Source organism: Nocardioides sp. L-11A (assembly GCA_029961745.1).
Taxonomy (GTDB): Bacteria; Actinomycetota; Actinomycetes; order Propionibacteriales; family Nocardioidaceae; genus Nocardioides.
The window spans coordinates 938,080-950,120 of record CP124680.1; the positions used below are offsets into that span (position 1 = coordinate 938,080).

The 12,041-nt window shown below is 72.3% G+C and carries 14 protein-coding genes and 1 tRNA gene; 8 read left to right on the forward strand and 7 right to left on the reverse strand.

Annotation, left to right across the window (positions count from 1 at the left end):
- Positions 1-112 precede the first annotated feature (112 nt).
- On the forward strand, positions 113-1,600 hold the full coding sequence (locus QJ852_04265) for an NAD(P)/FAD-dependent oxidoreductase (protein ID WGX97654.1): 1,488 nt from the start codon (positions 113-115) through the stop codon (positions 1,598-1,600).
- Positions 1,601-1,696: 96 nt separating this feature from the next.
- Here QJ852_04265 and QJ852_04270 read toward each other — a convergent pair whose 3' ends face one another.
- Complete coding sequence (locus QJ852_04270; GenBank protein ID WGX97655.1) at positions 1,697-2,335, reverse strand: PaaI family thioesterase; 639 nt, start codon at positions 2,333-2,335, stop codon at positions 1,697-1,699.
- Positions 2,336-2,409: 74 nt separating this feature from the next.
- On the opposite strand from QJ852_04270, the gene QJ852_04275 reads away from it, so the two are divergent.
- The gene (locus QJ852_04275) at positions 2,410-2,943 is read left to right on the forward strand and encodes a GNAT family N-acetyltransferase (GenBank protein WGX97656.1); all 534 of its coding nucleotides are present in this window, start codon (positions 2,410-2,412) and stop codon (positions 2,941-2,943) included.
- On the opposite strand, the gene QJ852_04280 is transcribed toward QJ852_04275, so the two are convergent.
- Positions 2,930-3,961: a hypothetical protein gene (locus QJ852_04280; protein ID WGX97657.1), complete on the reverse strand. Its 1,032-nt coding sequence runs from the start codon at positions 3,959-3,961 to the stop codon at positions 2,930-2,932. The two genes, QJ852_04275 and QJ852_04280, sit on opposite strands and share 14 nt — an antisense overlap.
- Positions 3,962-4,140: 179 nt before the next feature.
- Between QJ852_04280 and QJ852_04285 the strand changes: the two genes are divergently transcribed.
- Positions 4,141-4,563: a Fur family transcriptional regulator gene (locus QJ852_04285; protein ID WGX97658.1), complete on the forward strand. Its 423-nt coding sequence runs from the start codon at positions 4,141-4,143 to the stop codon at positions 4,561-4,563.
- An 11-nt stretch (positions 4,564-4,574) separates the two neighbouring features.
- Here QJ852_04285 and QJ852_04290 read toward each other — a convergent pair.
- The 4 genes from QJ852_04290 to QJ852_04305 form a co-directional block, all read right to left on the reverse strand.
- Positions 4,575-4,647, reverse strand: a tRNA-Lys gene (locus QJ852_04290).
- Positions 4,638-5,414, reverse strand: a complete 777-nt coding sequence (locus tag QJ852_04295) for a type II CAAX endopeptidase family protein (GenBank protein WGX97659.1) — start codon at positions 5,412-5,414, stop codon at positions 4,638-4,640. The genes QJ852_04290 and QJ852_04295 overlap by 10 nt, the downstream gene beginning before the upstream one ends.
- Positions 5,411-6,304: an NAD(P)H-binding protein gene (locus tag QJ852_04300; GenBank protein WGX97660.1), complete on the reverse strand. Its 894-nt coding sequence runs from the start codon at positions 6,302-6,304 to the stop codon at positions 5,411-5,413. The genes QJ852_04295 and QJ852_04300 overlap by 4 nt, the downstream gene beginning before the upstream one ends.
- A complete protein-coding gene (locus tag QJ852_04305) occupies positions 6,301-6,663 on the reverse strand; it encodes a hypothetical protein (protein ID WGX97661.1) in 363 nt (120 codons plus the stop codon). The genes QJ852_04300 and QJ852_04305 overlap by 4 nt, the downstream gene beginning before the upstream one ends.
- A 59-nt stretch (positions 6,664-6,722) precedes the next feature.
- Here QJ852_04305 and QJ852_04310 point away from each other — a divergent pair, with 59 nt between their 5' ends.
- The 3 genes from QJ852_04310 to QJ852_04320 all read left to right on the forward strand — a co-directional run bounded on the left by QJ852_04310 (position 6,723) and on the right by QJ852_04320 (position 8,412).
- On the forward strand, positions 6,723-7,616 hold the full coding sequence (locus QJ852_04310) for a DICT sensory domain-containing protein (GenBank protein WGX97662.1): 894 nt from the start codon (positions 6,723-6,725) through the stop codon (positions 7,614-7,616).
- Positions 7,617-7,895: 279 nt separating this feature from the next.
- Positions 7,896-8,099 (forward strand): cold-shock protein, encoded by a 204-nt coding sequence (locus QJ852_04315; protein WGX97663.1) that lies wholly within the window; start codon positions 7,896-7,898, stop codon positions 8,097-8,099.
- Between the two features lie 166 nt (positions 8,100-8,265).
- Entirely contained in the window at positions 8,266-8,412 is a 147-nt protein-coding gene (locus QJ852_04320; GenBank protein ID WGX97664.1) for a hypothetical protein, read from the forward strand.
- A gap of 259 nt (positions 8,413-8,671) precedes the next feature.
- On the opposite strand, the gene QJ852_04325 is transcribed toward QJ852_04320, so the two are convergent.
- Positions 8,672-9,721, reverse strand: a complete 1,050-nt coding sequence (locus QJ852_04325; protein WGX97665.1) for a hypothetical protein — start codon at positions 9,719-9,721, stop codon at positions 8,672-8,674.
- Positions 9,722-9,757: 36 nt separating this feature from the next.
- Here QJ852_04325 and QJ852_04330 point away from each other — a divergent pair, with 36 nt between their 5' ends.
- Positions 9,758-10,618, forward strand: coding sequence for an NUDIX hydrolase (locus tag QJ852_04330; protein ID WGX97666.1), 861 nt, complete (start codon positions 9,758-9,760; stop codon positions 10,616-10,618).
- Between the two features lie 273 nt (positions 10,619-10,891).
- On the forward strand, positions 10,892-11,989 hold the full coding sequence (locus tag QJ852_04335) for a phosphate ABC transporter substrate-binding protein PstS (protein WGX97667.1): 1,098 nt from the start codon (positions 10,892-10,894) through the stop codon (positions 11,987-11,989).
- Positions 11,990-12,041: the final 52 nt, after the last annotated feature.

Below are 12,041 nucleotides of genomic sequence, written 5' to 3' on the forward strand. Positions count from 1 at the left end.
CGCGTGTGACCGAGCAGACCTTGACGTCGGGTTGGGGGTCGTGCGGCCGAAGCGGAAGAATGAGACCCGAGGACGTCATCGTGTCGTCATCCGAGGTGCCCAGGAGGAAGCCATGGCAGCAGGCGATACTCAGCCCGACCTGCCCGACCGCATCATCGTCCCGCGTTCCGACCGTCACCAGGTCGTCGTCATCGGCTCCGGCTTCGGTGGCCTCTTCGGCACCAAGCAGCTGCGCAAGGCCGACGTCGACGTCACCATGATCGCGAAGACGACCCACCACCTCTTCCAGCCGCTGCTCTACCAGGTGGCGACCGGCATCCTCTCCGAGGGTGAGATCGCACCGCCCACCCGCGAGGTCCTGGCGAACCAGAAGAACGCCCAGGTGCTGCTCGGCGAGGTCACCACGATCGACCTCGAGAGCCGCCAGATCACCTCGCACGTCCTGGGGCGCGAGATCGTGACGCCGTACGACTCGCTCATCGTCGCCGCCGGCGCGGGCCAGTCCTACTTCGGCAACGACCACTTCGCCGAGTTCGCCCCCGGCATGAAGAGCATCGATGACGCCCTCGAGCTGCGCGGCCGGATCTTCGGCGCCTTCGAGATGGCCGAGCTCGGCGCCTCCCGCGGGGAGAACGTCGACCACCTGCTGACCTTCGTGGTCGTGGGCGCCGGCCCGACCGGCGTGGAGATGGCCGGCCAGATCGCCGAGCTGGCCCACCGCACGCTGACCCGCGACTTCCGGGCGATCTCGACCCGCCACGCCCGCGTGATCCTCGTCGACGCCGCGCCGCAGGTGCTGCCGCCGTTCGGCGCCAAGCTCGGCAAGTGGACCCAGGAGAAGCTGGAGAAGCTCGGCGTCGAGGTCATGCTCGGCGCGCTGGTCTCGCAGGTCGACGAGCGCGGCCTCACGGTGAAGTACAAGGACGGCAGCGAGGAGCGGATCGAGGCGGTCGCCAAGGTCTGGGCCGCCGGCGTCCAGGCCAACCCGCTCGGCAAGCAGCTCTCCGCCCAGACCGGCGCGCCGCTGGACCGCGCCGGCCGGATCTCGGTCAACCCCGACCTCACCCTCCCGGGCTACCCCGAGGTGTTCGTGGTCGGCGACATGATCTCGCTCGACAACCTCCCGGGTGTCGCGCAGGTCGCGATCCAGGGGGCGAAGTACGCCGCCAAGGAGATCGAGGGCCGCCTCGACGGCAAGCCCGCCCAGCCGCCGTTCAAGTACTTCGACAAGGGCTCGATGGCCATCATCAGCCGCTTCCGGGCCGTCGCGATGGTCGGTCAGCTCCGGATCACCGGCATCCTCGCGTGGCTGATGTGGCTGGTGGTGCATCTGTTCTACCTCACCGGCTTCAAGAACCGGGTGACCGCCGTGCTGCGCTGGGCGGTCTCCTTCCTGGGCCGGGGCCGCTCGGAGCGGACCTCGACGGAGCAGCAGATCTTCGCCCGGGTGGCGCTCCAGCGCCTGGCCCGCGGCGCCACCGACCTGGTCTCCCAGCCCGGCGAGTACGACGAGGCGCAGCGCCGCGCCGAGCTCGAGGCCCAGGCGGCCGAGGAGGCGCGGCTGAGCGACGAGAACAAGCGGGGCGTCAAGGTCGGCTGAGCCGGCTGCAGGAATCGCCGGTCGACCGGCGATTCCGGCACTTGTCGTGCGTTGCAACGCCCGACAAGTGCCGGAAATGCCCGACAAGTCCGCATCTCAGGCGCCTCGTTCGCGGATCGCGCGGGGCAGGATGAACACGCCCTCAGCCTCGGCGGTGACGCCGTCCGGACCGATCAGGTGCGCTCGGGCCCAGGTCTTCACGCCCTCCTCGCGATCGATCCAGGCCTCGGCGCGCAGGTCGCCCAGCGGCGTGCCCCGCCGGTAGACGATCGTCAGGGTGCCGGTCATCCCCGGCCGGCCCGCGGCCCCCACGGCATGCCCGAGGATCTGGTCGAGGAGCAGCGACACCACCCCGCCGTGGACCAGACCCGGAGGCCCCTCGTACGCCGCGCCGCAGTGGAACTCCGTCGTCGCCCGGCCGGTCGGGTCGCTGATGACCTCCAGCGGCGGTGCGATCGGGTTGCGCAGCCCGATGACCGGGTTGCCCCAGGGCCGGCGTCGCCCGCCGGTCAGGTTCTCCTCGCCGAGGGTCCGGACGCGTCGCACCTTCCGCAGGCGGGCGACCGCCGCCTCGACGTCGGCCTGCGCGGCGCGCACCTCGTCCTCGTCGACGTCCGACATCACGCACAGGTCGACCAGCTCGCGCGCGGCCGCGGCGAGGGGTCCCCACGCGGCCGCCTGACGCGCGATCTCGTCCGCCGGCGTCTCGTCGGTGTCGGGGAGGTGCCAGTTCATGTCCGTCAGAGTAGAACACGTTCTCGTTTCGGGCGCGGGCAAACCCCGTTGACCGGCAGTGATGGGATGGGACCATGACCGCGCTCGTCGATCCCGACCTCTCCCGCTGGCAGTCCTGGGCCGCGATGGTGGCGGACTTCGACGGACCGGGCGAGATGCACGGCTCGGGGTACTGGAACCTCGACGGCGACCCGGTGCCCACCCGCGCGGGCTGCGCGGCGTTCGTGACCATGACCGAGGCCACCTCGACCGCCGACCTCGACGGCACCCGGGTCGCGTCGACGTACTTCTGGATCGCGGCCGACGCCGGCGCGGCCGACGACGACCTGGTCGGCTTCCTGCACCTGCGCCACACGCTCAACGCGTGGCTCTTGGAGCAGGGCGGTCACATCGGCTACTCCGTGCGGCCGGGCGCCCGCCGGCGCGGCCATGCCGTGCGTGCGCTCGCGCTCGGCGTCCAGGCGGCGGGTCGGCTCGGGATCGAACGGGTGCTGGTCACCTGCGACCACGACAACGAGGCCTCGCGCCGCACGATCGAGGCCGGCGGCGGTCGGCTCGAGGACGAGCGCGCCGGTCGACTGCGCTTCTGGATCCCTACGGCCGGCTGACCGGGTCGTCCAGCGTCGCGCCGGCATCCGCGCCCTCGACCTCGTCGGCGGGCGTGGGCCGCAGGCCGGGGCGGAGGCGGTAGAGCACGGTGGTGAACCAGTGCGGGTCGACCATCGACCGGGTGATCACCACCAGGGGCAGGCCCTCCCGCTCGATCAGCACGGTCCAGCGGCGCTCGCTCGGCTCGCCCACGATCGCGATCGGCGTGTACGGGCTGGCCACGTCGACGATCTCGGTCTGCCCGTTGCGCCGGATGCTGAGCTGGCCGCGCCGGATGGCGAGCTCGGTGGTCGTGCACCCGGCGCGCACCGCCCAGACCACGAGCAGCAGGAAGCCGAGGATGCCCGCCGCCCCGACGGTCGCCGATGTCGGCTCCCGCACCGCGGCGTACGACGCCGCGCCGGTCGCCGCGAGGACCGTGAGCAGTACCCAGGAGAGCGCCCGGCGGATCCCGCCGCGGACCGGGAACTGGGCGTCGGTGCTGGCGTTGAGCGCGGTCAGGTTGTCCTCGGGCTCGGTCCAGCGGCCGTGGGTGACCTCGGGTACCGCGCGCACCCGGGGCGGGGGCGCCGGCCGGACCGGGTCGGTCGCGGGCGCCGTCGCCTCCGGTGCCTGTGCCGGTGTCGTCGGGTCCGCTTCCGGGTCCGCTTCCGGCTCCGCGGGGGCCGCGCGCGGCGGCTTCGGCCTCCGCGGCAGGTCGGCGCGCAGCGCCTCGACCACGGACCGGCCGAGATCGGTGCTGTCCAGACCGCCGGCCTGGGCGATCCGGGGCGGCGGCTCGGGCGGCGTTTCGACGCCGAGCGCCTCGAGGACCGTGCGGCCTGCTCGGGTGGAGTCGGCTCGGGTGGAGTCGGCTCGGGTGGCGTCGGTCCGGCGTGGAGCGGGGGAGGCGGCCGGGGCGAGGCCACCGCCGCGGGGCGCACCGACGACCCGGGCGTCGCGCGCATAGGTGGCCCGCTTGTTCAGCCAGGCGCGGATGCTCTCCGTGTCCGGACCGAACTCGTCATTGCTCCCCACGAGCGAGTCCTCTCTGTTCCCTCTCCGCCGCTCAGGCTACTCCGCACCGGACCGGACCGTCGCCGGTCCGGTGGTCCCGTCCGGGTAGTCCCAACGGACCAGGCCCGCGTGGTCCTTCCCGCCCGGACGGTAGATTGAGAGCGATTCCCAGTCCGATGGCCCTGTCCTCAGGAGGTCCGGTGACCGACACCCGCCCCGCCGTGCTCCGGCCGACCCGGCAGCGCCGGGCGATCACCGATGCCCTGGCCCAGGCGGCCGACTTCCAGAGCGCGCAGGAGATCCACGACAGTCTTCGGCGCACCGGCGACAAGGTCGGCCTCGCCACGGTCTACCGGACGCTCCAGGCCATGGCCGAGGCCGGCGACGTCGACGTCCGCCACAATCCGGCCGGCGAGGCGACGTACCGGCAGTGCAGCGACTCGCACCACCACCACCTGGTCTGCCGCTCCTGCGGTCGCACCGTCGAGATCACCGGCTCCGCCGTGGAGCGGTGGGCGCGGGCCATCGCCGACGAGCACGGATTCACCGAGGTCAGCCACACCGTCGAACTGGTCGGACTGTGCGCCGACTGCGCGCGGCGGCAGGCGCAGCGCTCGGAGTAGAGCGCTCGGAGTAGGCCGTGCGGGGCTCGAACCCGCGACACTCGGATTAAAAGTCCGGTGCTCTACCAACTGAGCTAACGGCCCGGGGCGAGCCTAGTGGTCGGCCCGGGTGCGGTCGCGATCGCCCGGGCGCGTGACGCACCGCGGAACAACGGCGGCAGGTAGCGCACCATCAGCGCCGACCAGACCGTATGGGTGATCAGCGGGGCCTGGAGGCCGCCCGAGGCGCGACGCTGGAGGCCGAACAGGGTGCCCATGACGCCCGCCGCGAGGACGAGGGCGGGGTTGCGGGTGGTGGCGGTGGCAAGCGTGTACACCGCTGTCGACCGCGCGACCGGGTTCCTCCCTCCGAGGGCTGCATACAGTGCGCCGCGGAAGAAGATCTCCTCGCCGACCCCGTTGGCGAGCGTGGTGGCCAGCACCCTCCGGTCCTCCCCCTCGTGTGCGAAGCGCAGCACCCGCGCCACCGCGTCACCGAGGAGCGGGACCCGCCGGGTCAGCAGCGCCCCGGCGTAGAACACGCCGAAGGCCGCCACGCCGGTGGCCACGGGGGTGAGGATCGGGCGGCGCAGCGTCGCGTCCCGGTTCTCGATCCAGCCCAGGTGGAGCGGTCCGGAGGCCAACCCGCCGACGCTCCACACTCCCGCGACCGCGGCGGTCGAGAGGTAGAACTCGCGTGATCCCGGGGCGGTGGAGAGCGAGGCGCCGAGCAGGCCCGCGCCGGCCACGGCGGTGGTCGCCACCACTCGTCGTCGGCGGCGATGCTCGGCCGGGGTCGCGGCGACCTCGGTGACCACGACGTGCGACAGCGGCCTGGGCAGCAGCCGGTCCAGCCGGTTCCGGGGACTCATCGACCGCCCGCGCGCTCCATCAGGGCGACCCGCACCGCGTCGTCGTAGGCCATCGGCTCGAAGGGGACCACCTCGCGGATGCCGGACTCGGTGACGACGACCTCGTTGACCATCGAGTCGACCAGGTGGCGACCGGACCGGACGTCGACATCGGTGACCAGCGCCAGCCAGCGCGAGGACAGTCCCGGCGTCAGCAGGGGAACGGGCACGATCGGGAGCCGTCTCCCCTCGACGGCCGCGACCCGTTCGAGCATCTCGGCGTACTCCAGGACGTCGGGTCCACCGATCTCGAAGACGCGGCTCCGGGCAGCAGGATGCTCGAGGACGCCGACCAGGTAGCGCACGACGTCGGCGACGGCGATCGGTTGGGTGCGGGTCCGTACCCACCGCGGCGTCACCATCGCGGGGAGGTGCTCCACCAGCTGGCGCGTGATCTCCCACGAGATGCCCCCGTGGCCGACCACGATGCCGGCGCGCAGGACGGTGACGGGTACGCCGCCGGCGGCGAGGCGTGCCTCCACCTCGCGGCGACTGCGCAGATGGGGCGAGAGGTCGTCGCCGTCCTTGCCCAGGCCGCCGAGGTAGACAACCTGGTCCAGCCCGGCCCGCGCCGCCGCGGTACCGAAGGCCTCGGCGGCCCGGGCGTCGCGCGCCTCGAAGTCCGCGCTGTCCAGGGAGTGCACGAGGTAGTAGGCCGCGCCGCAGCCGCGCAGTGGTGCGACGAGCGACGCCGGGTCGGCGACGTCTCCGCGGACGGGGGTCCCCGGTCCGTCGTACCGGTCCGGATGGCGGGTCATCACGCGGACCGGGCGTCCCTGCTCGACCAGGGCGGCGACGAGCCGACGGCCGACGAACCCGGTGCCGCCGGCGACGAGGAGGGGGCGGCTCACCCGCTGACCCGGGCCATCGCGGCACCGCGCGCGGGGGGCAGCAGTTCGGGGGAGAGGCTGAGCAGCCACGCCCGCGCGGTGAGCCCCGACCCGGCCTGGGCGGCGGCGGAGCGCCAGGCGTCGGCGTAGCGGAGCATCGTGGCGTCCCGCGCCTGCTCGCGGTCGCCGTGCCGGCACAGCTCGAGCCGCCAGGTGACGCCACAGGTCGCGTCGTAGAAGGCCAGGAAGGCGTCGACGTCGCCGGTCGCCGCGCGGGTGAGCAGGCGGCGCAGCTCCGCGTCGGGTACGGCGGTGCGGTCACCCGGGTCCGTGGGCGCCGCACCGACGTGCGGTCGCGGCGTTGTTGCCGTCCTGCTCATGGGACCTCCCCGAAGTTACACAAGATCTTCAACGATCTGTTTAAGATTAGACTATGAGCATGGACCAGGGCACCGGCGTCGCGCAACCCCCGGTCGTGGTCGAGGTCGACGAGGACGCCAGCACGCTCACCATCGGTGAGCTGGCCCGCAGGGCGGGGGTGAGCCCCGCCGTGGTGCGGATGTGGGAGTCCCGCCACGGGTTCCCCGTCGCGCGCCGGCTGATCAGCGGCCACCGGCGCTACACCGAGGCCGACGTCGATCTCGTACGGCAGGTGCTGCGCCGCAAGACCGCGGGGGTCCGGCTGGAGGTGGCGATCGCCGAGGTGGCGGGCAGTGCGGTCCCGGACAGCCCGTCGGTCTTCGCCGAGCTCCGCCGGCGCCACCCCGCCCTGGCGGTCCACCGTCTGCGCAAGTCCACGCTCATCGCCCTGTCCTGGGCGATCGAGGACGAGTGCTGTGCCGTCGCCGACCGTCCGGTCCTCTTCGGCGCCTTCCAGCGCGGCAGGTTCTACGACGTGTCGGCGGCGCGGTGGTCAGAGCTCGCCCGCGTCGCACGCTCGGCGGTCGTCCTCGCCGACCAGTGGGATCCCGGCGCGCGGACGCGTCCGGGGCCGGTCCGGGTCGACCTCGCCCCCGACGCGCCCATGCGCCGGGAGTGGGCCGTGGTCTGCGACGCCCCGGACTCGACGGCGTGCCTGTCGGCATGGGAGCTGCCCGGACAGGCCGCGACACCGGACCGGCAACGGATCTTCGAGACACTGTGGACCGTGGACCCCTCCGCCGTGCGCGACGCGGCCCGGGTCGCGGCCTCGGTGGCCGCCGCGGGCGGGTCGGGCGAGGCGAGGTCGTTGCTCGACGAGCTCGCCGAGCCACCGGCGCCGCGGCCGCCGACTCCACCGGGCGTGACGGCGCTGTTCAACCGCGTCCTCGCCTACGTCGACCGGCTCGGGTGAGCCTGCCCGAGCGGTTTTCCGGACCGTCACATGTGTGTTGCGGAACCTTCATGGGCGGACCGAAGTTCGTTGCGCTCGAGAGGTTCCGCTGCGGCCGCGGATTGGTAGGGTCGACGTCGCAGCGACTGCAGTTCTCGAAGGTGAACGCCTGCGGAGTCTGTGGCCGACGGCGTGTCTGGTTTGTGGTGGCCCCATCACGGTCGGAGCGACGCGTCATCGCAGCCGCTGCGGGCCGTCGAGGTGGCGGCTCTCGCCCCGATACGAGGAGTAACGAGCACTATGGCTCAGGGCACCGTCAAGTGGTTCAGCGCCGAGAAGGGCTTCGGCTTCATCGAGCAGGAGGGTGGCGGCGACGACGTCTTCGTCCACTACTCGGCGATCCAGTCCCAGGGCTACAAGTCCCTGGAGGACAACCAGAAGGTCGAGTTCGACGTCACCCAGGGCCCGAAGGGCCCGCAGGCCGAGAACGTCCGTCCTCTCTGACCCGTTCCGAGGACACCTCATCCCCCGTGGGGCCCCGCCGGTCGGCGGGGCCCCACGACGGTTTTCGCCCCGCCGAACTTTTCCGCAATTTTTGGGTTTGCCGAGGTCGCGGCGGGGGATCATGGTGTCGGAAGACCGCGCTGGGCTCGGCTCGAGGAGGGGAAGGATGGCCGATCAGTTCGACGTCACCCTCGAGGACGGCGAGCTCCTCACGGAGGTCGAGCTGACCACCAACCTGATCATCGCCGCCAGCGCCAGCGACGACCGGCTCTCGGTCGAGGAGATCGACCGGATCCTCGGCGTACTGCATTAGTTTTTGTCTGCACGAGCGTGTCGCAGATCGTGCTCGCCGCCCGGGGCCTCGCAAGCTCAGCCCCGCGGGCGTCGCACGATGCGGCTTCGCCGCCGTGCGCCACGCTGCCGCGCACGCGGTCGAGTAGGAGCGGGCGAGGCCGTGCTGGCGGCCACACGCCGCGCGGACGCCACGCTGCCGCGCATGCCGTCGGGTAGTGAGCGGATGGAGTTGTCCCGGCGGCCACACGCCGCGTGGACGCCACGCTGCCGCGCGATGGTCAGCAGGTCGCGAACAGCACCGGCCCGTGGCTGAGGTCGGAGAGCACGAAGGTGCCCTCGACCGGCGTCATCGCCATGGTGAGCACGCGCCCGGACGCGACGACCCTGCCGAGCGCGAACCGCTCGGGGAAGGTGCCGCCCTGTCCCGGGGCCGGCCCCGCGGCCAGGCGGGAGCGGCTGTCGGCGTCCGCTCGGGCATGGTCGTCCTTCTCGAAGGCCATCGCGACCCGGATGTCGCCGCCCGGCTGGGCCGCGATCGCGAACCCGGTCAGCGGGTGCACGCCGCCGGCCTGCTCGACCAGCTCGGTAGCCCGGGTCCGGTCGGCCGGATCGGCATCCGTCATCGCGAGCGCCGAGCAGGCCTGGTCCCCGGTCGCGACGGAGGCGCTCAGGGCCGGTCCGACGGCCTCGACGACGTCGCTGACCCCATCGTCGGTGAAGCCACGCGCCAGGTCGCCGCGCTGTTCGAGGAAGTCCGGGTCGTCGCTGCCGGCCACGACCCCGGCGTCCTCGTCGATCGCGACAGCCGCGAGCTCGGGGGTGACCGGTCCGCCGAGCCCCTCGAGCAGGTCGACCCCGCCGCGCCACACGCCGTCGGCGTCGTCGGGCTCCGCGAAGCCGATCGCGCGCAGCCGTTCCCGCAGCCCGGCCACGTCGAATTCGTCGGGAAGGCCCATCAGCACCAGTGCGCCGTCCGCGCCCTGGGTGAACAGCTCCCACTCGAGGGTGGCGGGGGAGAGGCCGATCTCGTCCTGGATCGTCGGCGCCGACGCGTCGAGGGCCGTGGTCGAGGACAGGTCGTGGTCGAAGGCGTCCCGGAGGAAGTCCTCCACCTCGGTGCCGGTGGACGTCGACGACAGGTCGGCCTCCAGTTCCTCCCGGACACCGGCCCAGTCGGTCCAGCTGAGCCGCGCGGCCGTGGTCGGCGCGAGCGTGAGCGCGTCGGCGAACCGGGAGCGGTCCTCCGAGCGCAGTCGCCAGACCACGACGACGGCAGCGGAGATCACGAGTGTCGCGACGAGCAGGAGCACGATCCGGCGGCGACGCATGCCCGTACCCTAAGGGCGGGGCCCTAGTCTGGGCCCGTGCCCGACATCCTCGCTGCCGGCGTGGTCGTGTTCCGTCCCGGACGCGAGGTGCTCCTCGTGCACCGCCCGAAGTACGACGACTGGTCGTTCCCGAAGGGCAAGCTCGACCGTGGAGAGCACCCCACCGCGGCCGCGGTCCGCGAGGTCGCCGAGGAGACCGGCGTCCACGTCCGCCTCGGCCCGCCCCTGCTGTCGCAGCGCTACCCCGTCGGTCGGCGGATGAAGACCGTCCACTACTGGACCGGTCGTGTCGTCGGCGACGACGACGTGTCGGCGTACCGGCCCAACGACGAGATCGACGCCGTCGCCTGGGTGCCGGTCGACGAGGCTCCGGCCCGCCTCAGCTACGACCACGACCGGGAGACGCTCGCCGCGGCGCTCCGGGTGCGTCGACGTACCCACGCAGTCGTCGTCCTGCGCCATGCCCGGGCCCGCTCGCGCAGCGCCTGGCGCGGCGCGGACGCCGGGCGCACGCTGCTCCAGGTCGGCGAGACCGAGGCGGACCGGCTGGTGCCGCTCCTGGCGGCCTACGACGTCACCCGCATCGTCACGTCCACCAGCACCCGCTGCGTGCAGACCGTGCGCCCGTACGCCGAGACCGCGGGCTTCCCGCTCGACCTGCGCCCGCGGCTGAGCGAGGAGCACGCCACGCCGAAGGCGGTGGCGAAGGTCGTCGAGGACCTGTTCGACACCGAGAACGGGAGCGTGCTGTGCACCCACCGCCCCGTCCTGCCCCTCGTGTACGACGCCGCGGGGATCGAACTCGACCCCGAGTCCGGACTGGCCCCCGCCGAGGTGCTCGTCCTCCACGTGCGCAAGAGCCGCGTGGTTGCGCTCGAGCGTCACCGTCCTCGTTGAGTTGCCCCATCCTCACCGTTGAGTTGTCGCGAACTCACCGTTGAGTTGCCGCGAACTCAACGGTGAGTTCGGGGCAACTCAACGGCTGGTTCGGGGCAACTCAACGGAGCGGGTGACCGCCGCCACGGGGTGTCCCCGCCCCGACCGCCACTGTTCACCGTTCGTTCAGATCGGTCGGGGAGTTGTGTTACCGACGCTGCCTAACTTCACGATCGTCCTACTACGTATCGAGGGGCGGGAACCGATGCCCCTCACCTCCGAGAGGCGAGTTCCTTGAACCTCAAGTCCATCCGCCGCACCGCGGTGCCCGGTATCGCTGCGCTGGCCCTGCTGATGAGCGCCTGCGGCGCGTCCAACGAGGACGGCGGCAGCGACAACGGTGACTCCGCCAGCGGCCTCAGCGGCAACCTGAAGGGTGGCGGCGCGACGTCGCAGGAGAAGGCCCAGGAGGCGTGGAAGACCGCGTTCCAGGGTCAGAACGACGGCCTCACCATCGACTACGCGCTGCTCGGCTCGACCGACGGCCGCAGCCAGTTCACCAGCGGCGCCCTGTCCTTCGCGGGCTCCGACTCCTACATCGCCGACGAGGAGCTCGACGCGGCCAAGGAGCGCTGCAGCGGCAACGTCATCGAGGTCCCGGCGTACATCTCCTCGATCGCGATCGCGTTCAACGTCCCCGACGTCGACACCGTCAACCTCGACGCCTCGACCATCGCGAAGATCTTCGACGGCAAGATCACCAACTGGAACGACAAGGCGATCGCCGACCAGAACCCGGACGCCACCCTCCCCGACCTGAAGATCTCGCCGGTCCACCGCGCCGACGACTCGGGCACGACCAAGAACTTCACCGACTACCTCGGCAAGGTCGCCTCGTCCGACTGGGGCTACGAGGCAGAGGACGCGTTCCCGGTCTCCGGCGGTCTCTCCGCGGAGGGCACCTCGGGTGTCGTCAAGCAGATCGGCGACGTCGACGGCGCGATCGGGTACGCCGACGCCAGCCAGACCGGCGACCTGAACGTCGTCTCGGTCAAGGTCGGCGAGGAGTATGTCGCCCCGTCGCCCGAGGGTGCCGCCAAGACCGTCGCGGTCTCGCCGGTCGTCGAGGGTCGCGACGCCACCGACATCGCGGTCGACGTCGACCGCAACACCACGGAGGCCGGCGCCTACCCGGTCATCCTGCTGTCCTACCTCATCGCCTGCGAGACCTACGAGGACCAGGCCGAGGCGGACAACGTCAAGGGCTACCTGAGCTACATCGTCTCCGACGAGGGCCAGGCCGAGGCGGCCGACTTCGCCGGCTCCGCGAAGCTCGCGCCCGAGACCGCCGCCCAGGCGCAGGAGATCGTTGCGGGCATCACCGCCCAGTGAGCTCCACGTGAGGGGTGAGGACGGCGTTCGCGTCCTCACCCCTCACGGCCAC

Excerpts from the sequence above, each read along its gene's own strand:
- QJ852_04295 (WGX97659.1), bottom strand. The coding sequence starts at position 5,414 with ATGAGTCCCCGGAACCGGCTGGACCGGCTGCTGCCCAGGCCGCTGTCG.
- QJ852_04315 (WGX97663.1), top strand. The coding sequence starts at position 7,896 with ATGGCTCAGGGCACCGTCAAGTGGTTCAGCGCCGAGAAGGGCTTCGGC.
- QJ852_04325 (WGX97665.1), bottom strand. The coding sequence starts at position 9,721 with ATGCGTCGCCGCCGGATCGTGCTCCTGCTCGTCGCGACACTCGTGATC.
- QJ852_04265 (WGX97654.1), top strand. The coding sequence starts at position 113 with ATGGCAGCAGGCGATACTCAGCCCGACCTGCCCGACCGCATCATCGTC.
- QJ852_04270 (WGX97655.1), bottom strand. The coding sequence starts at position 2,335 with ATGAACTGGCACCTCCCCGACACCGACGAGACGCCGGCGGACGAGATC.
- QJ852_04305 (WGX97661.1), bottom strand. The coding sequence starts at position 6,663 with ATGAGCAGGACGGCAACAACGCCGCGACCGCACGTCGGTGCGGCGCCC.
- QJ852_04275 (WGX97656.1), top strand. The coding sequence starts at position 2,410 with ATGACCGCGCTCGTCGATCCCGACCTCTCCCGCTGGCAGTCCTGGGCC.
- QJ852_04310 (WGX97662.1), top strand. The coding sequence starts at position 6,723 with ATGGACCAGGGCACCGGCGTCGCGCAACCCCCGGTCGTGGTCGAGGTC.
- QJ852_04320 (WGX97664.1), top strand. The coding sequence starts at position 8,266 with ATGGCCGATCAGTTCGACGTCACCCTCGAGGACGGCGAGCTCCTCACG.